Raw genomic sequence first — 21171 nt, forward strand, 5'->3', positions numbered from 1 at the left:
AGCTATGACCGACGCCAATGCCTGCACCATCAGATTTGTTCGTGCGTCCCAATACGCTGATTGGCTGAGGTCATACGAGCTGTGGGTCAACGGGACCAGCGTTGGGAAGCTTGCGCGCAACGGCGTGTTGGAGATCACGCTGCCGGCCGGCGCCTGCACGATCGAGGCGACCATTGATTGGGGCAGGAGCCAGCCGCTCGTCGTTCGCACCACTCCCGGCCAAACCGTCGAGATCGAGGTCAGGAACAGGTGGGGTGCCTGGGCGGCGCTGTGGGCGATCAGCTTCGGCAAAAACAGCTATTTGGTTCTCACTGAAGTCGAGCGAAAAACGAACAGAAGCGCCTGACCGACTGAGATCCTCATCCCCGGATACCGGCATCAACCCGGCGGTAACGAGTTTCCTTTACGCTCTGCAAACCATAAGGCCCATCAGTTCCCCGTACCGGGCCCGGCGAGTAGCGCGTCATGTTGCGTTTCAAGATCCTGGCGTCGGTTGTTCCCCTGTTGGCGGCCGCGGTGTTTGCCCGAAGCGAGATCGGATCGGTCTCGCATCCCTGCATCGCCCTCGGCGACACCTCGGTCGAGCTGACGTCGCTGTTCTGGACCGCCGGCGTGCATGTCGCCTTCACCGATGATCCCGCGCGCGCCACGGTGCGGGTTCAGATCACCGAGGATGCGGACGCGGCCGACTTCGCCGTCGTCGACGACGGCCTCGGCTCGGAATCGGAGTCCTGCCAGGCCAACCCCTCGACTCGCCTGATCTCGATTGCCGCGCAGCCCGTCGACGGCGGTCAGGTGATCTATCTCTCCACCGAGGGGCCGGCGGATTACCGTGTCTATGTGCGCTCGAAAACCTTCTCGCAGCGCGAGGCGGCGGCGCTGATCGTCGGCGCCCGCGGCGGCCACCGCCGTCTCCAGGCCGCCTCGCTTTGAGCCGCGTCGCTTTGCGCCGTTAACGCCTCGTCAACCCTGTTTGGAGGCGGTCGCAGGGCCTCAAACTGTTCGCAAGGTCGGCGGCACATCGTCGTTTACAGCGAGCGTAGCGTTTTAAGAAAACAGTCGGGTCGGTGGCCATGGGTCGGACGTTCCGGATCAAGGTGCGCATGCGCCGCTTCAGGCGACAGCACCCCCGAATCGCCTTTGCGATCCGCTCCTTCATGATCTTCTCGGCGACCTTCGGCGGCGCCTATGGGTTTGTCTCCGGCAGCCGGTCCGAGACGTCCGGCTACGATCCCAATGCATTTGCGATCGGCGTCAGCTTCCTGTTCGCGCTCGCCTGCCTCGGCCTCGCCACGCTCAGCATGCGCCTGCGCTTCGTCAACAAGCGGATGCGGGCGCTGGCTGCCCACAACGAAACGCTGATCGACCGCAATTGGGAGCTGAAGGAAGCGGAAGAACGCGCCCGCAGCCTGTTCGAACAGCAGGGCGATCTGATCGTGCTGCGCGACACAAATGGCTGCATCACCTTCGCCAACGACGCCTATTGCGCGCTTGCCGGACAGGCGCGCGGCGCGCTGGTCGGCACGCGCTTTGATTTCGCCGTGCTGGAGCAGGGCGACAGCGCCCGCGAGAGCAACGGCACGCGCATTCACGACCAGAAGATCACAACCCCGCTCGGCGCGCGCTGGATCGCCTGGCGCGAAGGCTATGTTCGCCTCGACGCCGGCCAGCCCGCCGAATTGCAGAGCGTCGGACGCGACGTCACCGACCGCACCGAGACCGAGCGCGCGCTGTCCGACGCCCGCGATCAGGCCGACGCCGCCAACCGGGCCAAATCGCGCTTCCTGGCGATGGCGTCGCACGAGATCCGCACGCCGCTGAACGGCATCATCGGTATGGGCGGGCTGCTGCTCGACACCACGCTGACGCCTGAGCAGTCGACCTACGCCAAGGCCGTGAAGACCTCCGGCGAAGCGCTGATGGCGCTGATCGAGGAGTTGCTCGACTATTCCAAGATCGAAGCCGGCAAGCTCGATCTCGAGCAGCGTCCCTTTTCGCTCTCGGCCCTGATCGAGGACATCACCGAGCTGCTCGCGCCGCGCGCGCAGGCGAAGCAGCTCGAGATCGCCGCCTATGTCGACGAGCGGCTGCCGCTCGAAGTGGTCGGCGACGCCGCGCGGCTGCGCCAGGTGCTGCTCAACCTCGCCGGCAACGCCATCAAGTTCACTGCGAGCGGCGGCGTCGCGCTGATCGTCGAGCTCGGCATCTGGCCGAACGAGATCAGTTTTCTGGTGCGCGACACCGGCATCGGCATCGCAGCCGACGCGCAACAGCGCATCTTCCGCGAATTCGAGCAGGCCGACGAACGCGTCGCCCGCACCTATGGCGGCACCGGCCTCGGTCTCGCCATCAGCGAGCGCATCGTCAAGCGCATGGGCGGCCGCATCACGCTCACGAGCGAGCCGGGCAAGGGTTCGACCTTCGAGGTCGCGATTCCGCTCGCGCCAGCGCACGCTGGCGCAGAACAGACGGCGTTCCCCGTCCCCGATCTCACCGGCAAGTCGATCCTGCTGATCGCCGACGGCATCGAGGCCTCCTTGATCGCGCGCCGGCTGGAGCGCTGGGGCGGCCAGACCTGCATGGTGACGGACGTCGCGGTGGCGGAAGCGCTGCTGCCGGAACGCTCATGGCATTCGGTCCTGATCGATCGCGCGCTCGGCGCTGCCACCGCCGACCGCCTCGGCGAAGCCGCACGCAGTCATGCGACGCAACGCCTCGTGCTGCTGACGTCCGGCTCGCGCCACGAGAAACTTTCGCCGGCCTTCACGGGCTTCCTGGTGAAGCCGCTGCGCGCGGCCTCGCTCGCCGCACGCCTCACGCTACCCCCGGAGGTCGCCTCGCCCGATCTCGCGCCGGAGCCCTCGGCCCCATCCACCGCCGCGGTACCGGCGAAAGGCCTGTCGGTTCTCGTCGCCGAGGACAACGAGATCAACGCGCTGTTGATGCGCTCGCTGCTGACGAAACTCGGCCACCGCGTCGTCATCGCGATCAATGGCGAGGCCGCGCTGGAATCCTGGCTCGGCGCGGCATCGGCCGGCACGCCCTATGATCTCGTGCTGATGGACATCCAGATGCCGCAGCTTGACGGCATCGAAACGACAAAGCGAATCCGTGCGCATGAGGCAGCTAGAGGCGGCCATCACACGCCGATCCTCGCGCTCACCGCCAATACGCTGGTGGAAGATCGCTACGCCTGCTTTGAAGCGGGCATGAACGGGTTTCTGATCAAGCCGCTCGATCGCGAGAAGCTGGAAGAGGCGCTGGCCGGACTGGCGGCGGCGCGGCAGCTCGCGGTTTGATTCGGATTTCATAGGAACCTGATCTCGGCCGGTAATCGACAATTGAAATCGACCGCGTCGCACGTCACCATCCTCTGGGGCATTTAAACAGAGGATTTCGCATGAACGTGCTTTGCCGCCTCGCTTTCGTGATCCTTCTCTGTGGTTCCACTCAAGCCGCCGCGGCCGATAGCTCGCAACTGATCGCCTCGCTCAAGCAAGGCGGCTACGTGCTGGTGTTTCGCCACACCGCTACCGACGACAGCCAAAAGGATGTCTACCCTTTCAAATTCGACGACATGAGCGCCCAGCATCAGCTCAGTGAAAAGGGCCGGGACATGGCGCGCCAGATCGGGACGGCCATCAAGGAACTCGCGATCCCGATCGGCGACGTCTACACCAGCCGGCTGAACCGCGCGATCGAGGCCGGCAGACTGATCTCCGGCCGCGAGATCAAGCCGGTCGACGCATTGACGGACAGCAGTAACGCGAGTGCGTCGGGCATGGCAAATCCGACCGGTGCAAATGCAAAGGCGGGCCAGGCCGTGCGGCAGTTCGTCGATGCGCCGCCCAAGGCCGGCACAAACACCTTCCTGGTCACCCACAAGACCAACATCGCCGATGCCTTCGGCAAGGAGGCCGGGGACGTGCAGGAAGGTGAAGCCTTCGTCTACAAGGCCGGCGGCTCGGGTCCCGCAAGCTTTGCAGGACGCATCAAGCCTGCGGATTGGATCGCGAAGGCAGGCAAGTGAGCCACCTGCCGGCGACGCACGTCAGCTTGGGTGCGGAGCAGGCCGGGAGCCCGGCATCACTGCGCGCTCCGACGGGATGAACCGTTATGCGGCATAAGCCATAAACCGCGGCGCAGACAGCTTGTCATGCGGCGCCTGGCCTCCCCTGAACATGGTGTCTACCTGGGCGGCGCGCTTGCAATGCGGACACACGAAGAGATGCGCGATGATCGGGGTCGGCTCGTCCGCGAGCAGTTCGGAGCGGAACCACTTCATCTCGATATGGCAGTCCGGGCAGGTCGGTGCTTCGAGATGCTCGGCGGCGCTTCTGAGACGATCAACCATGGGGCCCGTTTGCGTTTCCGAAAGCCATAACCAAATACCCCTCGCCGGTCTGCAACAAAAGATACTCAGCCCGAAATTTGACAAAGGGCGCCGTCCATCAAGGCTGCTACAGCCGCCTGAGCGCCACGCTCGCCACCGTGTGATCGGCGCCCTTCTTCAGGATCAGGGTCGCGCGGGGACGAGTCGGCAGGATGTTGTCCTCGAGATTTGCGAGGTTGGTGCGTTCCCAGATCGCGATCGCGGTGGCGGTGGCTTCCTCGTCCGACAACAGCGCGTAGCGATTGAAGTAGGATTTTGGATTGGTGAACGCGGTGTCGCGCAGCGACAGGAAGCGCCTGATGTACCACTGCCGCAGCGCCGCCTCGTCCGCGTCGATATAGACCGAGAAATCGAAGAAGTCGGACACCACGGGCACGGCCTTGCCGTCACGCGGCAGCTTGCCGGTCTGCAGCACGTTGACGCCCTCGACGATCAGGATGTCGGGCTGGTCGATCTCGGCCCACTGGTTCGGCACGATGTCGTAGGTCAAATGCGAATAGACCGGCGCGCGCACATGGCGGCGGCCGGCCTTGATGTCGGAGAGGAAGCTGAGCAGCAGCGGCAGGTCGTAGCTCTCCGGAAAGCCCTTCTTCTGCATGATGCCCTGCCGCTCCAGCACGGCGTTGGGATACAGAAATCCGTCGGTGGTGATCAGCTCGACCTTGGGACGCGGCGACCAGCGCGCCAGCAGCGCCTGAAGCACGCGGGCCGTGGTGGATTTTCCAACCGCGACCGAACCGGCGACGCCGATGATGTAGGGCATCTTGCGGTCGCGGATGTTGAGGAACTGGCGCTCCGCGTAATAAAGCCGCTGCATCGCATCGACATAAATCGACAGCAGGCGCGACAGCGGCAGGTAGATGTCCTCGACCTCCTGCAAATCGAGGCGGTCGTGCAGCGAGCGTAGCCGGTCGAACTCGCCCGGCTCCAGCGTCATCGGCGTGTCGTCGCGCAGTCGCGACCACTCCTCGCGCGTATAGACGCGGTACGGATTATACTGCTGCTCGGGTGCGCGGATATCCATGACGCGACTCTCCACCTCGGCTAGCTGCCGCCCTTACGCGACGCCTTTTCTTCCAACCCTGACATATTGGTCCGCTTGTCCAATGCGGCCTCGACCTCTTCCAGCTTTACGCCGCGGGCCTTGAGCAGCACAAGGAAATGATAGAGCAGGTCGGCGCCTTCGGCGATCAGATGCGCGCGATCGTTTTCGACTGCTGCGATTACGGTTTCGACTGCCTCCTCACCGAACTTTTTGGCGCAATGTTCGGCGCCCTTGTCGAGGAGCTTGCGGGTATAGGACGCCTCGCCACCCGCTGCCGCGCGGGCGTCGATGGTCTCGGCCAGATCGTGGATGGTGAAACGCGGCATACAAATACTCGGAAAACGCGCCTTGGCCGATGATTGGCCGGTTTCTGACGGGATAAGCCGGTTCCCGCCGATGATTTAGCATTTTTAGGAACGGGAGTCGTCAGGCATCGAGGCGCATGGGCAGCCCGCGCCGGGACATGTGCTCCTTGGCTTCGCGGATGGTGAATTCCCCGAAATGGAAGATCGAGGCGGCCAGCACGGCGGTGGCGTGGCCGTCGCGAATACCGTCGACGAGGTGATCGAGATTGCCGACGCCGCCCGAGGCGATCACAGGAACGGGAATGCTGTCGGCGATCGCCCGGGTCAGCGGGATGTCAAAACCCTGCCGCGTGCCGTCGCGGTCCATCGAGGTGAGCAGGATTTCACCGGCACCGAGCGAGACCACTTCCTGGGCATATTCGATGGCATCGATGCCGGTCGAGTTGCGGCCGCCATGCGTGAATATCTCCCAGCGCTCTCCGCCACCGGCGCGCTTGACCCGCTTGGCGTCGATCGCGACCACCACGCACTGCCCGCCGAATTTCTCGGCGGCTTCCTTGACGAACTCGCGCCGCGACACCGCGGCGCTGTTGATCGAGACCTTGTCCGCACCGGCGCGCAGCAGGGTCTTGATGTCGTTCACCTCACGCACGCCGCCGCCGACGGTGAGGGGCATGAAGCAGGCTTCCGCGGTGCGCTGGACCACGTCCAGCATGATGCCGCGATTCTCATGGGTCGCGGTGATGTCGAGAAACGTAAGTTCGTCCGCGCCGGCGGCGTCATAGGCGATCGCCGCTTCGACGGGGTCACCGGCATCGCGCAAATCGACGAAGTTGACGCCCTTGACGACCCGGCCGTCCTTGACGTCGAGGCAGGGGATCACGCGCACCTTGAACATCGGAGGTCTCCTAGGCAGCGCCTGCGTTACGGATCAGGGCGAGGGCGGACGCAGGATCGAGCCGGCCGTCATAGAGCGCGCGGCCGGCGATCGCGCCGGCGAGTTTTTTCGCGCGCGGCGTCAGCATCGCCTTGACGTCCTCGATCGAGGCGAGGCCGCCGGAGGCGATCACGGGAATCGAGATCGCATCCGCCAGCGCAATGGTCGCATCGAGATTCAAGCCTTTGAGCAGGCCGTCGCGCGCGATGTCGGTGAAGATGATGGCGGCAACGCCGGCATCCTCGAAACGCCGTGCGATCTCCAGCACCGTCACCTGCGAGGTCTCGGCCCAGCCTTCGACCGCGACCTTGCCGCCACGTGCATCGAGCCCGACCGCGACGCGGCCGGGGAATTTCCTGGCGGCAGCCTTCACCAATTCGGGGTCGCGCACCGCGGCGGTGCCGATGATGACGCGGGTGATGCCCTTTTCGAGCCAGGCTTCGACAGTCGCGAGATCGCGAATGCCGCCACCGAGCTGCACCGGAATCGTGATCGTCTTCAGCATCGCCTCGACGGCCTGCGCGTTCACAGGCTTCCCGGCAAACGCGCCGTCGAGGTCGACGACGTGGAGATACTCAAAGCCTTGCGCGACGAAGCTCGCCGCCTGCGCAGCGGGATTGAGGTTGAACACGGTCGCGCGCGCCATGTCGCCCTGTTCGAGGCGCACGCATTGGCCGTTCTTGAGGTCGATCGCGGGAAAGAGAATCACGGTTTCCATCGCAAAAAATTCGAGATCAGGGCGAGGCCGAAGCGCTGGCTCTTCTCGGGGTGAAACTGCGTCCCGATCGCGGTGTCCTTGCCGACGATCGCGGTGACGGGCCCGCCGTAATCGGCGCGCGCGAGCACGTCCGCCTCGTTGGTGGCGTTGAGGTGGTAGGAGTGCACGAAATAAGCGTGCTGGCCCTTGGGGCCGAGCGGCAGCCTGTCCAGCACCGGATGCTCGCGCAGCACATCGAGCGTATTCCATCCCATGTGCGGGATCTTCAGCCTCTCGTCGTTCGGCGTGATCTTCTCGACGTCGCCGCCGATCCAGTTCAGCCCTTGCGTGATCACATGCTCCTTGCCGCGGGTGGCGAACAGCTGCATGCCGACGCAGATGCCGAACATCGGCCGCGCCTTGACGCGCACCGCTTCGGTGATCGCCTCGACCATGCCGTTGACGGCATCGAGCCCGCGCCGGCAATCAGCGAAGGCACCGACGCCCGGCAGTACCAGACGGTCGGCGCTGTAGGCCTGGTCTGGATCGCTGGTGACGAACACCTTTTGCGGGTTGTCCATGCCGCGCGCGGCGCGCTCGAACGCCTTGGCGGCCGAATGCAGATTGCCGGAACCGTAATCGATGATGGCGACGCTCATCTTGACCCTCCCGGTTCTGGAAACAAACCAATGATGCCACCTGCCGGCATTGGCGGCGGGTTGGAGAATTGCTGACCCGGCACGTTGCGGGTCGGCGGCGGGCCACCGCGATCGACGGCCCATTGATCGTTGACGATGCCGCGCTGCTTCTGGCTCCAGCGCTCGAAGAAGCGGCGCTCGGCGGTGTCCTCGTCGTCGGAAATCACCACGTCGAGCTGTCGCCATTTACCGCGCGAGAGCGTCCAGCGGCGCAGGCTGGAGGCCTCGAATCCCATCAGCAGCGCGACGATGATGTCGGCGAAAAAGATCGACGAACGGCCGACACCGAGGCTGGACAGCCCGACGTTGAAGGCGGCAACGAAGATCACCCAGCCGATCAGCGCCAGCCACAGCCGATTCCACAGCAGCCAGAGCGGTCCGAAGATCATCGCCCAGAAATGGAAGCCGTCGCGCACGAAGACGAACTTGTCGGTCGCGCGCAGATCGGATCCTGCGGGGGAGGGAGCATGAACTGTGTAGACGGACATGGCGATGCCCCGTTCCCTAGGAATTCAGTGATACCGCAAACGGCGCGGGCCGCGGGCCGAAAGATGTCAGCCGCCGAGCGAGCCCTTGGTGGACGGGATTTCGCCCACCGCCTTCGGATCGATCGCGACGGCGGTGCGCAGCGCCCGTGCCAGACCCTTGAAGCAGGACTCGGCGATATGGTGGCTGTTATCGCCATATAGGGTCTCGACGTGAAGAGTCACGCCGGCGTTCATGGCGAAGGCCTGGAACCACTCGCGCACCAATTCGGTGTCGAACTCGCCGATCTTGTCGCGGGGGAAGTCGACCTTGAACACCAGGACCGGGCGGCCCGAGATGTCGATGACCACGCGTGACAGCGTCTCGTCCATGGGCATGTGCACGCCGGCATAGCGGGTGATGCCCGCCATGTTGCCGAGCGCCTGCTTGACGGCCTGGCCGAGCGCGATGCCGGTGTCTTCGGTGGTATGGTGATGATCGATGTGCAAATCGCCGACCGCCTTGACCGTGAGGTCAATGCGGGAATGGCGGGCGAGGAGATCGAGCATATGGTCGAAAAAGCCGATGCCGGTCGCGATATTGGACACGCCGGAGCCATCGAGGTTCACGGTGACCTCGATGTCGGTTTCCTTGGTCTTGCGCTTGATCGTCGCGGTGCGCATCAAAACACGCTTCCATCCTAGTTCGGGCCGAAAACGCCGGTCTTTTAACAGCCAAATGACGCCTTCGCTACTGCGGCAACGGCTGGCCGGGCCTCTACTTCTGCCTATGGTGAGCAAATTGGGCCCGGAGCGGCCCGTTGTGCCCCCGCTCCCGACCGCCTAAATCAGCCCGGTCAACGAGGATCATTCATGCAGGACTCCCCAAACAGCTCGCCGGGCTGGCACGGCACCACGATTTTGACGGTCCGCAAGGGCGGCAAGGTGGTGGTCGGCGGCGACGGCCAGGTCTCGATCGGCCAGACCGTGATCAAGCACAACGCCAGGAAGGTCCGGAAACTCGGCAAGGGCGACGTCATCGGCGGCTTTGCCGGCGCCACCGCCGACGCCTTCACGCTGTTCGAGCGTCTGGAAGCCAAACTCGAGCAATATCCGGGGCAATTGACCCGGGCCGCCGTCGAGCTCGCCAAGGACTGGCGCACCGACCGTTATTTGCGGCGGCTGGAGGCCATGATGATCGTCGCCGACAAGGACGTCTCCCTGGTGCTGACAGGCACCGGCGACGTGTTGGAGCCCGAAGCCGGCGTCATGGCGATCGGCTCCGGCGGGAATTACGCGCTGGCGGCCGCCCGCGCCCTACTCGACACCGACAAGGACGCCGAGACCATCGTCCGCCGCTCCCTCGACATCGCCGCCGATATCTGCGTCTACACCAACCGCAATGTGACCATCGAAGCGCTGTCGGCCGGGTAGGCCATGGCCCTCGCCTACACCTTCCGCCCGATGACCGCGGCCGTTCTGCCGCTGATTCGGCGATGGCTGGGCGAAGCGCATGTGCGGGAATGGTGGGGCGATCCGGACGAGCAGTTCGCGCTCGTGAGCGGCGATCTCGGCGAGCCGGCAATGGACCAGTTCATCGTGTTGGCCGAAGGCAAGCCGTTCGGCTATCTTCAATGCTACCGCCTGACCGCCTGGAATACGGGTGTTGGGCCGCAACCGGAGGCCACCCGTGGCATCGATCAGTTCATCGGCGAAAGCGACATGATCGCGCGCGGGCACGGTTCGGCATTCATCCGGCAATTCGCCGACGCGCAGTTGCGGCAGGGCCTGCCGCGCATCGTCACTGATCCTGATCCGCTCAACGCGCGCGCCGTGCGCGCCTATGAGAAGGCCGGCTTTGTCCGCGACCGCATGGTCGAGACGCCCGACGGGCCCGCACTCCTGATGGTGCGCGAGCCATGACGCTGGCAACCACGCATGAGAGCAAGGCCGCGTTTCCGCCGCTCGCCTGGGTCGGCATCGCGCTGCTGCTGCTGGCGATGCAGGCCTCGATCCTGCTTGCGATGGGCCGGGTGCCGATCTGCACCTGCGGCTATGTCAAGCTGTGGCATGGCGTGGTGAACAGCTCGGAGAATTCGCAGCACATCGCCGACTGGTACACCTTCTCGCACATCCTGCACGGCTTCCTGTTTTACGGGCTGACCTGGCTGCTGTTCGCGCGGCTGCCGTTCGTGTCTCTGTCCTGGCCCGCCCGCCTGATCATCGCCATTCTGATCGAAGGTGCCTGGGAGATCGTCGAGAACTCGCCCTTCATCATCGAACGCTACCGCGCCGGCACGATCTCGCTGGATTATTTCGGCGACAGCATCGTCAATTCGATCTCTGACAATTTGTCCATGATGCTGGGCTTCCTCGTAGCGCGCCTGCTGCCTGTATCAGTGACCATCCTGCTTGGGCTCGCCTTCGAAATCATGCTGGCGCTGCATATTCGCGACAATCTGACGCTCAATATCCTGATGCTGATCCATCCGATCGAGGCCGTGAAACTATGGCAATCGGGTCCGCCGATCATCTGACGGCCAAAAAAAGCGGCTTGTCCCGCCCCGCATCTGATCCTAGCTAAGGTCCCATGACAGACTTCTCCCCCCGCGAAATCGTTTCCGAACTCGACCGTTTCATCGTCGGCCAGGCCGATGCCAAGCGCGCCGTCTCGATCGCGCTGCGCAACCGCTGGCGGCGGCAGCAGCTCGAAGGCTCCTTGCGCGAAGAGGTGCTGCCGAAGAACATCCTGATGATCGGCCCGACCGGGGTCGGCAAGACCGAGATCGCGCGGCGGCTCGCCAAGCTTGCCAACGCGCCGTTCCTGAAGGTCGAGGCGACGAAATTCACCGAGGTCGGCTATGTCGGCCGCGACGTCGAGCAGATCGTGCGCGATCTCGTCGAGGTCGCGATTTCTCAGGTCCGCGAGCGCAAGCGCAAAGACGTGCAGGCACGTGCGCAGCTCGCCGCTGAGGAGCGCGTACTTGATGCCCTGGTCGGCGCCAATTCCAGCGCCGCGACGCGGGACTCCTTCCGCAAGAAGCTGCGCGCGGGCGAGCTCAACGACAAGGAAATCGAGATCGAGACGCAAGGCGGCGGCAGCGGCTTTCCGATGTTCGAGATCCCGGGCATGCCTGGCGCGCAGATGGGCGCGGTTTCGATCGGCGACATCTTCGGCAAGCTCGGCGGACGCAGCAAGACGCGGCGGCTGACGGTGGAGAGCTCGCACGAGATCCTCATCAACGAGGAATCCGACAAGCTGCTCGACAGCGATCAGTTGACGATGGAGGCGATCAGTGCGGTCGAGAACAACGGCATCGTGTTCCTGGACGAGATCGACAAGATCTGCGCCCGCGAAGGCCGCGCCGGCGGCGACGTCTCGCGCGAGGGCGTGCAGCGCGACCTGCTGCCGCTGATCGAGGGCACCACCGTCTCGACCAAGCACGGCGCGGTGAAGACCGACCACATCCTGTTCATTGCCTCAGGCGCCTTCCACGTCGCAAAACCGTCCGATTTGCTGCCGGAATTGCAGGGCCGCCTGCCGATCCGCGTCGAGCTGCAGGCGCTGACCCGTGACGACATGCGCCGCATCCTGACCGAGCCGGAGGCTTCGCTGATCAAGCAATATGTCGCGCTGATGCAGACCGAAGGCGTCACGCTCGACATCACCGACAACGCCATCGACGCGCTTGCGGACGTCGCGGTGGCCGTGAATTCCACCGTCGAGAACATCGGCGCGCGGCGGCTGCAGACCGTGATGGAGCGGGTGCTGGACGAGATCTCCTTCACCGCCCCAGATCGCAGCGGCGAGACCGTCAGGGTCGACGCCGATTTCGTGCAGAAGCACGTCGGCGACCTCGCCAAGAACGCGGATTTGAGCCGGTTCATTTTGTAATTCCGGACGGTCGCGCTATGGATGCGGCGTGACCGCACGCTTCCTGCAAAACCCCTGGCGCCTGCTGCTCGCGATCAACGCGGCAATCATCGTTGGCGTCTTCGTTCACAAGATCCAGCTGCCGCCTTACGTCCCCTACATCCACCTCCTCGTCGATTACCATTTTGGCTTCATCAAGCGCGCGCTGATCGGGACGATCGTCGCGCTGTTCACCGACAAGGTGCCGCTATGGCTGGTGTTCGCGCTCGGCGGCGCTACATGGCTGGTGACGCTCGGGCTGTACGCAAGACTATTCCAGACAACGTTCGGCTTCACCGCGAAGACATTGCCGACGTTCGTCTTCATCGCGGGCTCGCCGTTCTTCCTCAAGAACTTCATGCACACGCTCGGCCATTTCGACATCTATGGCTGCGCGCTGGCGATCGTCCTGCTGCTGGTGCCGGCCGGCTCGCTGCTGTTCGTGGCGCTGGCTGCGCTGTTCTCGATCGTTCTCGTCCTGATCCACCACATCCATCTCTTGATGTATGTGCCGACCATCATCACCATCGTCGTGATCAGGCATTATCTAGCGCATGGCTGCGATCGCACCAATGTCGCGTTCGGCATCATGGCCCTGCTGGCCGTCTCCGCGCTGTTCTTCGCCGCGCAGTTTTGGGGAACGATGCCGGTCCCGGAGGCGGATTTCGTCGCCGATCTGAAGAGCCGGATGGCCGATCCGTCGCGGACCGACCTGCTGCAGTTTGCCTACATCTGGTATCAGCCGTTGGCGAAGGAGATTTCCGACACCTGGGGCCGCCTGCCGCACAACATCCTCGGCGTGCCCGTGTTCGCGCTGCTGATCTGGCTGCACACACCGCTGTGGCGCTATTTTGCGAATTTGATCGGCGCGCTCGCAAGCGACACGCATCGCCGCCTCGTCATTGCGGCGCTGATCGGCGTCAGCCTCGCCTATGTCGTGATGTTCGCGATGGTATTCGACTATTCGCGCTGGATCTCGAACTGGGCAGTCTGCATGTTCCTGATCCTGCACGCGGTGAAGATGCTGCCCGCCGCACGCGAGACGCCGCTGATTTCGGCGGAAGATCAGACGACAAATATCTTCGGCCTGATTGTCACATTGATCCCGCGCGTCGGAATCGTGCGGCCGTTCTAATATCTCGCCCGCCTGATCCGCACGTAGAGCGCGCCCTCGCCGCCATGGCCGATACCGGCCTCTTCGAATCCGACGACGAAGGCCCGGAATTCCGGCAGGCTCAGCCATTCCGGCACCTGACGGCGCAGCACGCCGCTTTCGCCGCCGCTTCGGCCCTTGCCGGTGATGACCAGCACGAAGGTCAGGCCGTCATGATGGGCGCGGTGCAGGAAGCCGCTCAGCGCGCGGTGGGCACGCATCTGGGTCATGCCGTGCAGATCGAGCCGCGCCTCGATCTCGCTGCGCCCGCGCGACAGCTTTGTGCGCTCGCGCTTGCCGAGCGGCGCCAGCGGCGGCACCGCCGGCTTCGCTGCGCGCGGTGCCGGGGCAGCGGCAATCGGACGTGGCGACGGCGCAATCCGGGGGGCGGACGCTGCAGGCGAAGACTCGGTGCGTGGTGCAGCTTGCGCCTTCGCCGCACGATGCTTTCTCAGCGGCTTGACCTGCTTTGCGACCGTATCCCACAGCGCGCGCTCTTCCTCACTCAGCGCGCGACGGCGCGGCGAGGGACGAGGCTCCAGCACGGGCGGACGGGACGATCGCTTCATTGTTGCCGATGGGAGCGATTTTTCACCGGCCGCCGCGGCTCCTGAACTGGCTCGATCACGGGACGCGGCACCGGCAGCGGGACTGGACCGGCGACAGCGACCGTCTCGCTCTTGCTTTGCAGCTCGGCAGGCGGCTTGTCCTTCGCAGGCTCCGTTTGCGGAAACAGCTTTGCGATCTTCTCCGAGGGCCGCGGGTCCGGCACCGGGAGCCGCGCGCCGCGCGTTGTGGGATCGAGGCTCTTCGGCACCAGCATCACGAAATGCATGGCATGGCGCAGCCGTCCGGAGACCCGGCCGGCATCCTGACCCGCGCCGAAATAGAGATCGGCGCGCGCCGGACCGATGATGGCCGAGCCCGTGTCCTGCGCGATCATCAAGCGATGGAACGGCGTCTTCGCGCGTTCGGAATCGATCGGCAGCTCGCCTTCGATGAAAAACGGGGTGCCGTAGACGTGGAGCGATTTGTCGACCGCGATCGAGCGGCCGGCCGTCAACGGAATGCCTTGCGCGCCGACCGCCTCCTCCTTGTCGGATAGATTGACCTCGCGAAAGAAGATGTAGGAGCGGTTCTGGCGGCGCAGCTCCTTGGCACCGTCAGGGGTCTGCGCCATCCACTCCCTGATCTTCTGCATCGACATCTCTTCCTTTGGAATGATGCCGCGCTCGATCAGGATGCGACCGACCGCCGTATAGGGATAGCCGTTATAGGCGTCGTAGTTGAGCCGGACCGTGCCGCCGTCGTCGAACTTGATCCGCGCCGAACCCTGGATCTGGGCGAACAGCAGATCGGTCGGGTCCTTCAGCCAGGTAATCTCGAGTCCGCGGCCGGCGATCTTGCCGTCCTCGATCTCGGCGCGGTCGTAATAAGGCACGAGCTTGCGGCGGCCGATCTTGCGATAGACCGGGCCCTTGTTGGGCAGGCTGACCGAATCCTGCTTGTAACCGCGCACAAAGAGATTCGAGGGGCGGCGATAGACCGGGACATTGTAGACGTCGGTCTGCGTGCGCGATCCCTCCAGCACCGGTTCGTAATAGCCGGTGACGAAACCATCGGGCTCGCCGAGGCGCGAGATCCGCAGCGGCGCAAAATTCTCCTCGAAGAAGGTTTTGGCCCGAGCGTCGTCGGTAAGCTCGAGCGATTTGGCGACCCGGCAGGGTTCGCCCAGCGAGGCGCCCAAAGCCTTCGGTTCGGGAGCGCCGGTCTGCGCGTTGATCGGACGGCAGCTCGCGCGAAAGGTCTTGTAGGCGGCGAGATGATTGTCGTCGCCCCAGCCCTTCACGTCGGCCCAGGCCAGCGGCAGATATTGGGCGCCGGGAATTTCGAGCGGCAGGGGAAGCTGCGGATATGGCAAGGCGCGCGGCGGCGCGGCAGGCAATTCCGGGAGATGATGGTGATGGCTGCGATAGTGGCGCCGCGCCGCCTCAGCGCCGAGTGAAAACGACGACAGCGCGACGGCACCTGCGCAAAGCGCCGTCGCGCTGGTCTTCAGGAAAACCTTAATTCGCGCTTCCGGTGCCAACCAGCTTCCAGTTCGGATCGCGAGAAGTGATGTCGCGGGCGAAAGTCCAGATGTCGGTGATGTCGGCGACCGTGTCGGCGCTTCCGTCGACGATGTTGCCGGCCTTGTCCCGGGTGGCCGAGATCATCTGCGAGACGAAGCGGATCGTGAGCTGGGCGGTGCGGTCGCGCAGTTCGGCGCCGACGAGCTCGGCCTTGTCGATCGAGACAAAACGCGTCTCGGTCTTCTGCTCGTTCTTCTCGCGCTCCTTGATCGCGGCATCGAAGCTTTCATAGACCTCCGACGACAGCAGGTCGCGCAGCGCGCGGCGGTCGCCATTGGCAAAGGCCAGCACGATCATCTCATAGGCGCCGCGGGCGCCGGAGATGAAATGCCGCGGATCGAAGGTGGAATCCTTTTCGACGATGGCGTCGAGACCCTGGGCGAGCACGGTGCCCGGCTCGGTCAGGCCCTTCCAACGGTCGGAGGGCGGGGTCGGCTCGGCCGTCGGCGCCAAGGGAGCCTGGTCGATGACCTTGCCCGGCATGGTGACGACGTTCTTGTCCTGGGCGCCCTGGAGCGCGTTGCGGTCGAACGGCGGCCGCTCGTTGCCCGTGCGCTGCCCCAGCACGCTGCGCAGCCTCAGAAAGATGAAGACCGCCAGCGCCAGGAAGATGATGGTGTAGATGTCCACGTCGTATTCGCTTTCTGGTCGTCTGTAGAAGGGGCCGTCTCGAAAGGATCGTGCCGGGAAATCGATCCGGCCAGTAGACCGTTCCATACCGGAACGGCAAGTCTACATCACCATTTTGGGTCCGCGCGTCAGGTCCGTGGGATGTAGGCACGAAATCTTGCCCGGCCAATGGCGCCTTTTGGCACAGCACCGAGTGTAGCGCGTTTTATGCTTAAGGGGAAACCCGATCCTGCCCGGAAATCGCGCATCTTCAATCGTTTAAGGCGCAGTTGCGCTGGATCGCCGGGGTGAACGCCACAGTTGTGGGCGTGGCCGGAATTCCCCATCCGGGACCGTTCGTCCTTGTGGAACGAGGTAGCCCTATGTTAGCCAACCGCCGCGAAATTCAGCCCAATCGGGTAAGGAGACACTCTTATGACCAACGGTAACGGCACCCCTCCCGAGGCGGCCCAGGCTCCCCAGCTCAACGTCCTGGCGCAATATACCAAGGACCTCTCGTTCGAAAATCCGAATGCGCCCAGCTCGCTCCAGCAGCAGAGCCAGCCGCCCCAGATCAACATCCAGATCAATGTCAGCGCCAACAATCTCAGCGAACAGGAGTTCGAGGTGACGCTGTCGGTCGAGGGCAAGGCCGAGACCGCCGGCAAGATCATGTTCTCGTTCGAGCTCGCTTATGCCGGCGTCTTCCGCATCTCCAACGTGCCGAAGGACAATTTGCATCCGCTGGTCATGATCGAATGCCCGCGCCTGCTGTTCCCGTTTGCCCGTGAGATCATCGCCACTGCCGTGCGCGACGGCGGGTTCCCGCCTTTGATGCTGGATCCGGTCGACTTCGTCGGCCTCTATCGCCAGAACATGGAGCGGCAAATGGCCGCTCAGCCGAGCGGCCAGGCTTAACCAGCCAAAGGGGCGGCTGGAGCGGGCAAGAACTCGTTCCAGATCGCCTTGTCGCCGAGCGTTGCGATGAAGGCCCGGTGGGCCTCGCGCTCGGCGTCCGAAATGCGCGGGGTGAGCGGCGCCGGCCGTTGCCGCCGAGGCGCATCGGCAGCCCCATTGGCGCGAGTCTCTTCGGATTCCGAAGCAAGCAGCAGCTGCGACTGCCGCGCCCCGACCAGATCCACATAGACTTCCGCAAGCAGCTCGGCGTCGAGCAATGCGCCGTGCTTGGTGCGGCGTGAATTGTCGATCGCATAGCGTGAGCAGAGATCGTCGAGCCGGTTCGACACGCCGGGATGCTTGCGCCGAGCCAGCAGCAGCGTATCGACCAGCCGCTCGCGCGGGATCGCCGGGCGCTTGATCCGGTCGAGCTCGGCATTGATGAAGCTGATGTCGAACGAGGCATTGTGGATCACCAGCGGCGCGTCGCCGATGAACTCCAGAAAATCGTCGACGACCTCGTGAAACAGCTGCTTCGTCGCCAGGAATTCGGCCGACAGCCCGTGCACCGCAAAGGCTTCTGCCGGCATGTCCCTTTCGGGATTGATGTAGACGTGGAAACTCTGCCCCGTCGGCATGCGATTGAGCATCTCGACGCAGCCGATTTCGACCAGGCGATCTCCCCGCAACGGGTCAAGGCCGGTGGTTTCTGTGTCGAGAACGATTTCGCGCATGATCTGGGAAGCCGTGTCAGGCGGCGAATCAGGCGCGCCGCTGCGGCATCTTAACGACGTCGGCGAGGATGTGCGCGATTTGGGCGCGCACCGGTTCGAGTCCGTGGGATGTATCCACCACGAAATCGGCACGCCTGCGCTTTTCCGCATCGGGTGTCTGCTTGGCGATGATGGCGTCGAGCTTGGCCTCGTCCATCGTGCCGCGCGCCAGCACCCGCTCGCGCTGCAGTTCCGGAGACGTGGTGACGACGACTACGGCATCGACCCGCGTCTCGCCACCCGTCTCGAACAGCAGCGGTATGTCCAGCACCACGACCGGCGCGTTGGCGGCTTCGGCGTCGGCGAAGAACTTTTTCCGGGAAGCGCCGAGCATCGGATGGACGATCTGCTCGAGCTGCTTGATGGCCGCAGGATCGTGCACCACACGCGCCGAGAGTTTTGGCCGATCAACCTTGCCGTTCGCGGTAGTGCCGGGGAAGGCGGCCTCGATCGCGGGTGCGGCCTCGCCCTCATAGAGCTGATGGACGGCCGCATCGGCATCGTAGACAGGCACGCCAGCCTCCGCGAACAATTTCGCGGTGGTGGATTTGCCCATCCCGATCGAGCCGGTCAGTCCCAGGATCCGCATCAGCGCCCAACCATATCTGCCAGTCACACCGCAACTAGCCGCTCGCGCCGCAGGAACGCAAGCAGCGGCAGCAGCGGCAAGCCGAGAATGGTGAAGTGGTCGCCCTCGATACGCTCGAACAAATGGATCCCCAGGCTTTCGAGCTGATAGCCGCCGACGCTGGTGCTGACGGCGCCGCCGGCGATGTCGAGATAGGCCGAAAGCTCGGCCTCGGTCATCTGCCGCATCGTGAGGCAGGCAACCGAGACGTCCTCGAAGATGATCTCGCCATCGCGTGCGATCGCCACGGCGGAATTCAGCTCATGGCTATGGCCGGAGAGATCGCGCAGCTGCGCCAGCGCCTGGGCGCGGCCCGCTGGCTTGTTGAAGAGGCGATCGCCAAGCGCCAGCGTTTGATCAGCACCAATGACGGTGCTTCCAACGTGATGGGCCGAGACTGCCTTGGCTTTTTCGCGCGCCAGCAGCAGGGCAATCTCGCGCGGACCAGAAAGCCCGGAGGCGGCCTGGATGCCGCGCTCGTCGATATCAGCCGTGATCGCCTTGAACTCGAGCCCGGCATTCGCCAGGAGCATCTTTCTCGCGCTGCTCTGCGAGGCCAGGATCAACGAAGATTTGCCGAGCCAGAGACCCATCGCGAAACTATCCCAAAGCTATTCAGAAGGCCGGTTACGCTGACGATCGCTGTAAAGTTTCATGATCGCCGCGGCGGTTTCCTCGATCGAGCGCCGCGTGACGTCGAGCAGCGGCCAATCGTGCTTGGCGCTCAGCTTGCGGGCAAATGCGACCTCCTCGGCGACCGATTGCTTGTCGGTATAAGTGTCGCTGCTGGAATCGGCCCCCATGGAGAGCAGGCGGTTCGTGCGCACCTGGATCAATCGTTCCGGCGTCGCATGCAAGCTCACCACCAGCGGTCGCGTCAACGTCTCCAGTTGCGAGGGCACCGGAATGCCTGGAACCAGCGGCACGTTGGCAGTGCGGATGCCTCGGTTGGCAAGGTAGATCGACGTCGGGGTCTTGGAGGTGCGGGAAACGCCGACGAGCACCACGTCCGCGTCGTCGAGCCCTTCGACATGCTGGCCGTCATCGTGGATCATCGTGTAGTTCAACGCGTCGATACGCTTGAAGTATTCGGCATTGAGCACGTGCTGGGCGCCGACCCGGCCGGTCGTGGCAGCTCCGAGATAGGCCTCGAACAACTGCATCACCGGCCCGATGATCGACAGGCTCGGAACATTGATCCCCTTGCACTTATCCTCGAGCCTCGAAACCAGATCCTTCTCGAGCAGCGTGAACAGCACGATTCCCGGCGCTTCCTCGATCTCGTCGAGCACGCGATCGAGCTGTTTCTGGCTGCGCACCAGCGGATAGACGTGCTCGACCGGGGTCACGTTGGCGTACTGGGCGGCAACGGCGCGCGCGACCGTGATCAGCGTCTCACCGGTGGAGTCGGAGACGAGGTGCAGATGGAAATAATTGTTCGAAGTCGGCACAAAAGCCCTTTGTATGGAGTCGGTGTGGTTTGTGGATTTCTGTGGAGCTTAACCTCCCGGAAAGGGATGTGCGACACCGGGGGCGGGACAACGGCGGATTTTCTTCACACCGCTGCCCCTGAGAACAACTTCGACGCCCTCCCGAAAGGGAAACGGGATTGCGTCGATAACCCTCTTGATAAGCTGCCGACAGAAACGCGCAAGCCTTTGAAGCTGACCGACTTATCGAAAGCGGCCGGAGCTGTCAGAGGATATGTTGATGGATGTGAACAAGCGCGTGTGAACGGGCGGACGGAGATGTGTGAGTCCAATTCACCGTCACATAGACTCAAACCTTAAGAATCTAAGATTCTTATTGGAGAAGGGCGCTACGGACGGATATGTGTGCAGGCAAGACCTTAACGAGTTCTTACTATCCCCAACGTTTCCCCTCGGCTGGGCAGGAATCCGGACCCCCAGACATGTTTGAAGACGTCTACCTCTGGATCAAGGCGCTGCATGTGATCGCCGTCATTTCCTGGATGGCGGGCATGCTCTATTTGCCACGGCTGTTCGTTTATCATTGCGAGGCTGAAGTCGGCTCGCAGCAGTCGGAAACGTTCAAGATCATGGAACGGCGGCTGTTCAAGGCGATCATCAACCCCGCTATGATCGTGACCTGGCTCGCCGGGCTCTACCTCGCCTGGGCTGGACACTGGTTCACTTTCGGCTGGCTGCACGTAAAACTGGCACTGGTCCTGGCGATGTCCGCGGTCCACGGCTTTTTTTCGCGCTGGCTGAAGGATTTCGCGGCGGACCGGCGCCCCCGGAGCCAGAAATTCTATCGGATTATCAACGAGGTACCAACTGCCTTGATGATTCTGATCGTCATCATGGTGATCGTGAAGCCGTTCTAGGCAGCGGTCGCGAACAATCGCTCAGTGCTTCTGCTTGCGGAGTGTGAGGCGATTTTCTATATTAGCGATATCCCACCCAACGCAGGCGGATGTGGTCGTGTCTGAGCTTTCCAGAGGCCGGACACCCCATCAGGTTTGAAGCCTCACCGGCGCTCTCCTTGCCAGACCTGCGGACCTTAC

Annotated in this window: 26 protein-coding genes; 11 read left to right on the forward strand and 15 right to left on the reverse strand. The window is 63.7% G+C overall.

Annotated features, from left to right (window positions below; translation table 11 throughout):
• Window positions 1–4: 4 nt before the first annotated feature.
• The 4 genes from IVB19_RS37015 (at window position 5) to IVB19_RS37030 (ending at window position 4030) form a co-directional block, all read left to right on the forward strand.
• A complete protein-coding gene (locus IVB19_RS37015) occupies window positions 5–346 on the forward strand; it encodes a hypothetical protein (protein ID WP_018459621.1) in 342 nt (113 codons plus the stop codon).
• A gap of 119 nt (window positions 347–465) precedes the next feature.
• Window positions 466–933 (forward strand): hypothetical protein, encoded by a 468-nt coding sequence (locus IVB19_RS37020; protein WP_085349256.1) that lies wholly within the window; start codon window positions 466–468, stop codon window positions 931–933.
• A gap of 140 nt (window positions 934–1073) precedes the next feature.
• On the forward strand, window positions 1074–3299 hold the full coding sequence (locus IVB19_RS37025) for an ATP-binding protein (protein WP_018459623.1): 2226 nt from the start codon (window positions 1074–1076) through the stop codon (window positions 3297–3299).
• A 101-nt stretch (window positions 3300–3400) separates the two neighbouring features.
• The gene (locus IVB19_RS37030; RefSeq protein ID WP_247820856.1) at window positions 3401–4030 is read left to right on the forward strand and encodes a histidine phosphatase family protein; all 630 of its coding nucleotides are present in this window, start codon (window positions 3401–3403) and stop codon (window positions 4028–4030) included.
• A gap of 84 nt (window positions 4031–4114) precedes the next feature.
• Here the strand turns inward: IVB19_RS37030 and IVB19_RS37035 are convergent, their stop codons facing one another.
• From IVB19_RS37035 to hisB, 8 genes are all read right to left on the reverse strand, one after another.
• Window positions 4115–4354: a hypothetical protein gene (locus IVB19_RS37035; protein ID WP_018459625.1), complete on the reverse strand. Its 240-nt coding sequence runs from the start codon at window positions 4352–4354 to the stop codon at window positions 4115–4117.
• A 106-nt stretch (window positions 4355–4460) separates the two neighbouring features.
• Entirely contained in the window at window positions 4461–5417 is a 957-nt protein-coding gene (coaA, locus tag IVB19_RS37040; RefSeq protein ID WP_007598451.1) for a type I pantothenate kinase, read from the reverse strand.
• A 20-nt stretch (window positions 5418–5437) separates the two neighbouring features.
• The gene (locus IVB19_RS37045; RefSeq protein WP_007598445.1) at window positions 5438–5764 is read right to left on the reverse strand and encodes a phosphoribosyl-ATP diphosphatase; all 327 of its coding nucleotides are present in this window, start codon (window positions 5762–5764) and stop codon (window positions 5438–5440) included.
• Window positions 5765–5864: 100 nt separating this feature from the next.
• Entirely contained in the window at window positions 5865–6641 is a 777-nt protein-coding gene (gene hisF, locus IVB19_RS37050) for an imidazole glycerol phosphate synthase subunit HisF (protein WP_018459626.1), read from the reverse strand.
• A gap of 10 nt (window positions 6642–6651) precedes the next feature.
• Entirely contained in the window at window positions 6652–7398 is a 747-nt protein-coding gene (gene hisA, locus IVB19_RS37055; protein WP_018459627.1) for a 1-(5-phosphoribosyl)-5-[(5-phosphoribosylamino)methylideneamino]imidazole-4-carboxamide isomerase, read from the reverse strand.
• The gene (hisH, locus tag IVB19_RS37060; RefSeq protein ID WP_018459628.1) at window positions 7386–8036 is read right to left on the reverse strand and encodes an imidazole glycerol phosphate synthase subunit HisH; all 651 of its coding nucleotides are present in this window, start codon (window positions 8034–8036) and stop codon (window positions 7386–7388) included. The genes hisA and hisH overlap by 13 nt, the downstream gene beginning before the upstream one ends.
• Window positions 8033–8563, reverse strand: coding sequence for a DUF2628 domain-containing protein (locus IVB19_RS37065; protein WP_018459629.1), 531 nt, complete (start codon window positions 8561–8563; stop codon window positions 8033–8035). The genes hisH and IVB19_RS37065 overlap by 4 nt, the downstream gene beginning before the upstream one ends.
• A 66-nt stretch (window positions 8564–8629) precedes the next feature.
• Window positions 8630–9223: an imidazoleglycerol-phosphate dehydratase HisB gene (hisB, locus tag IVB19_RS37070; protein ID WP_007604059.1), complete on the reverse strand. Its 594-nt coding sequence runs from the start codon at window positions 9221–9223 to the stop codon at window positions 8630–8632.
• A gap of 189 nt (window positions 9224–9412) precedes the next feature.
• Between hisB and hslV the strand changes: the two genes are divergently transcribed.
• Genes hslV through IVB19_RS37095 form a run of 5 tightly spaced genes read left to right on the forward strand, consistent with a single transcriptional unit; the run spans window position 9413 to window position 13587 of the window.
• On the forward strand, window positions 9413–9973 hold the full coding sequence (gene hslV, locus IVB19_RS37075; RefSeq protein WP_018459630.1) for an ATP-dependent protease subunit HslV: 561 nt from the start codon (window positions 9413–9415) through the stop codon (window positions 9971–9973).
• 3 nt (window positions 9974–9976) lie between these two features.
• Complete coding sequence (locus IVB19_RS37080) at window positions 9977–10462, forward strand: GNAT family N-acetyltransferase (protein ID WP_018459631.1); 486 nt, start codon at window positions 9977–9979, stop codon at window positions 10460–10462.
• A complete protein-coding gene (locus tag IVB19_RS37085; protein ID WP_018459632.1) occupies window positions 10459–11076 on the forward strand; it encodes a DUF2585 domain-containing protein in 618 nt (205 codons plus the stop codon). Before IVB19_RS37080 ends, IVB19_RS37085 begins: the two co-directional genes overlap by 4 nt.
• 53 nt (window positions 11077–11129) lie before the next feature.
• On the forward strand, window positions 11130–12434 hold the full coding sequence (gene hslU, locus IVB19_RS37090) for an ATP-dependent protease ATPase subunit HslU (RefSeq protein WP_018459633.1): 1305 nt from the start codon (window positions 11130–11132) through the stop codon (window positions 12432–12434).
• Between the two features lie 28 nt (window positions 12435–12462).
• Complete coding sequence (locus IVB19_RS37095; RefSeq protein WP_018459634.1) at window positions 12463–13587, forward strand: hypothetical protein; 1125 nt, start codon at window positions 12463–12465, stop codon at window positions 13585–13587.
• Here IVB19_RS37095 and IVB19_RS37100 read toward each other — a convergent pair.
• From IVB19_RS37100 to IVB19_RS37110, 3 genes are read right to left on the reverse strand one after another with little or no spacing between them, the layout of a single operon-like run.
• Complete coding sequence (locus tag IVB19_RS37100; protein WP_247820857.1) at window positions 13584–14174, reverse strand: Smr/MutS family protein; 591 nt, start codon at window positions 14172–14174, stop codon at window positions 13584–13586. The two genes, IVB19_RS37095 and IVB19_RS37100, sit on opposite strands and share 4 nt — an antisense overlap.
• Window positions 14171–15694 carry a murein transglycosylase A gene (gene mltA, locus IVB19_RS37105; RefSeq protein WP_247820858.1) on the reverse strand — a complete coding sequence of 508 codons (1524 nt, stop codon included), beginning with the start codon at window positions 15692–15694 and terminating at the stop codon, window positions 14171–14173. Before mltA ends, IVB19_RS37100 begins: the two co-directional genes overlap by 4 nt.
• The gene (locus IVB19_RS37110; RefSeq protein WP_007604067.1) at window positions 15672–16367 is read right to left on the reverse strand and encodes a Tim44/TimA family putative adaptor protein; all 696 of its coding nucleotides are present in this window, start codon (window positions 16365–16367) and stop codon (window positions 15672–15674) included. Before IVB19_RS37110 ends, mltA begins: the two co-directional genes overlap by 23 nt.
• A gap of 414 nt (window positions 16368–16781) precedes the next feature.
• Between IVB19_RS37110 and secB the strand changes: the two genes are divergently transcribed.
• Window positions 16782–17264 carry a protein-export chaperone SecB gene (secB, locus tag IVB19_RS37115; protein WP_007598595.1) on the forward strand — a complete coding sequence of 161 codons (483 nt, stop codon included), beginning with the start codon at window positions 16782–16784 and terminating at the stop codon, window positions 17262–17264.
• Here the strand turns inward: secB and dnaQ are convergent.
• Genes dnaQ through IVB19_RS37135 form a run of 4 tightly spaced genes read right to left on the reverse strand, consistent with a single transcriptional unit; the run spans window position 17261 to window position 20095 of the window.
• Window positions 17261–17977: a DNA polymerase III subunit epsilon gene (dnaQ, locus tag IVB19_RS37120; RefSeq protein WP_018459637.1), complete on the reverse strand. Its 717-nt coding sequence runs from the start codon at window positions 17975–17977 to the stop codon at window positions 17261–17263. The genes secB and dnaQ overlap by 4 nt on opposite strands.
• A gap of 28 nt (window positions 17978–18005) precedes the next feature.
• Entirely contained in the window at window positions 18006–18605 is a 600-nt protein-coding gene (gene coaE, locus IVB19_RS37125) for a dephospho-CoA kinase (protein WP_085349243.1), read from the reverse strand.
• Window positions 18606–18628: 23 nt separating this feature from the next.
• A complete protein-coding gene (locus IVB19_RS37130; protein ID WP_247295824.1) occupies window positions 18629–19237 on the reverse strand; it encodes a Maf family nucleotide pyrophosphatase in 609 nt (202 codons plus the stop codon).
• An 18-nt stretch (window positions 19238–19255) separates the two neighbouring features.
• The gene (locus tag IVB19_RS37135; RefSeq protein ID WP_018459640.1) at window positions 19256–20095 is read right to left on the reverse strand and encodes a pyruvate, water dikinase regulatory protein; all 840 of its coding nucleotides are present in this window, start codon (window positions 20093–20095) and stop codon (window positions 19256–19258) included.
• A 461-nt stretch (window positions 20096–20556) separates the two neighbouring features.
• On the opposite strand from IVB19_RS37135, the gene hemJ reads away from it, so the two are divergent.
• Window positions 20557–20991, forward strand: coding sequence for a protoporphyrinogen oxidase HemJ (hemJ, locus tag IVB19_RS37140; protein WP_018459641.1), 435 nt, complete (start codon window positions 20557–20559; stop codon window positions 20989–20991).
• Window positions 20992–21171 lie beyond the last annotated feature (180 nt).

Source organism: Bradyrhizobium sp. 187, assembly GCF_023101005.1.
Lineage (GTDB): Bacteria > Pseudomonadota > Alphaproteobacteria > Rhizobiales > Xanthobacteraceae > Bradyrhizobium > Bradyrhizobium canariense_D.

Coding starts and splice junctions, on each gene's coding strand:
- IVB19_RS37015 (WP_018459621.1), top strand. CDS start 5: ATGACCGACGCCAATGCCTGCACCATCAGATTTGTTCGTGCGTCCCAA.
- IVB19_RS37020 (WP_085349256.1), top strand. CDS start 466: ATGTTGCGTTTCAAGATCCTGGCGTCGGTTGTTCCCCTGTTGGCGGCC.
- IVB19_RS37025 (WP_018459623.1), top strand. CDS start 1,074: ATGGGTCGGACGTTCCGGATCAAGGTGCGCATGCGCCGCTTCAGGCGA.
- IVB19_RS37030 (WP_247820856.1), top strand. CDS start 3,401: ATGAACGTGCTTTGCCGCCTCGCTTTCGTGATCCTTCTCTGTGGTTCC.
- IVB19_RS37035 (WP_018459625.1), bottom strand. CDS start 4,354: ATGGTTGATCGTCTCAGAAGCGCCGCCGAGCATCTCGAAGCACCGACC.
- coaA (WP_007598451.1), bottom strand. CDS start 5,417: ATGGATATCCGCGCACCCGAGCAGCAGTATAATCCGTACCGCGTCTAT.
- IVB19_RS37045 (WP_007598445.1), bottom strand. CDS start 5,764: ATGCCGCGTTTCACCATCCACGATCTGGCCGAGACCATCGACGCCCGC.
- hisF (WP_018459626.1), bottom strand. CDS start 6,641: ATGTTCAAGGTGCGCGTGATCCCCTGCCTCGACGTCAAGGACGGCCGG.
- hisA (WP_018459627.1), bottom strand. CDS start 7,398: ATGGAAACCGTGATTCTCTTTCCCGCGATCGACCTCAAGAACGGCCAA.
- hisH (WP_018459628.1), bottom strand. CDS start 8,036: ATGAGCGTCGCCATCATCGATTACGGTTCCGGCAATCTGCATTCGGCC.
- IVB19_RS37065 (WP_018459629.1), bottom strand. CDS start 8,563: ATGTCCGTCTACACAGTTCATGCTCCCTCCCCCGCAGGATCCGATCTG.
- hisB (WP_007604059.1), bottom strand. CDS start 9,223: ATGCGCACCGCGACGATCAAGCGCAAGACCAAGGAAACCGACATCGAG.
- hslV (WP_018459630.1), top strand. CDS start 9,413: ATGCAGGACTCCCCAAACAGCTCGCCGGGCTGGCACGGCACCACGATT.
- IVB19_RS37080 (WP_018459631.1), top strand. CDS start 9,977: ATGGCCCTCGCCTACACCTTCCGCCCGATGACCGCGGCCGTTCTGCCG.
- IVB19_RS37085 (WP_018459632.1), top strand. CDS start 10,459: ATGACGCTGGCAACCACGCATGAGAGCAAGGCCGCGTTTCCGCCGCTC.
- hslU (WP_018459633.1), top strand. CDS start 11,130: ATGACAGACTTCTCCCCCCGCGAAATCGTTTCCGAACTCGACCGTTTC.
- IVB19_RS37100 (WP_247820857.1), bottom strand. CDS start 14,174: ATGAAGCGATCGTCCCGTCCGCCCGTGCTGGAGCCTCGTCCCTCGCCG.
- secB (WP_007598595.1), top strand. CDS start 16,782: ATGACCAACGGTAACGGCACCCCTCCCGAGGCGGCCCAGGCTCCCCAG.
- dnaQ (WP_018459637.1), bottom strand. CDS start 17,977: ATGCGCGAAATCGTTCTCGACACAGAAACCACCGGCCTTGACCCGTTG.
- coaE (WP_085349243.1), bottom strand. CDS start 18,605: ATGCGGATCCTGGGACTGACCGGCTCGATCGGGATGGGCAAATCCACC.
- IVB19_RS37130 (WP_247295824.1), bottom strand. CDS start 19,237: ATGGGTCTCTGGCTCGGCAAATCTTCGTTGATCCTGGCCTCGCAGAGC.
- hemJ (WP_018459641.1), top strand. CDS start 20,557: ATGTTTGAAGACGTCTACCTCTGGATCAAGGCGCTGCATGTGATCGCC.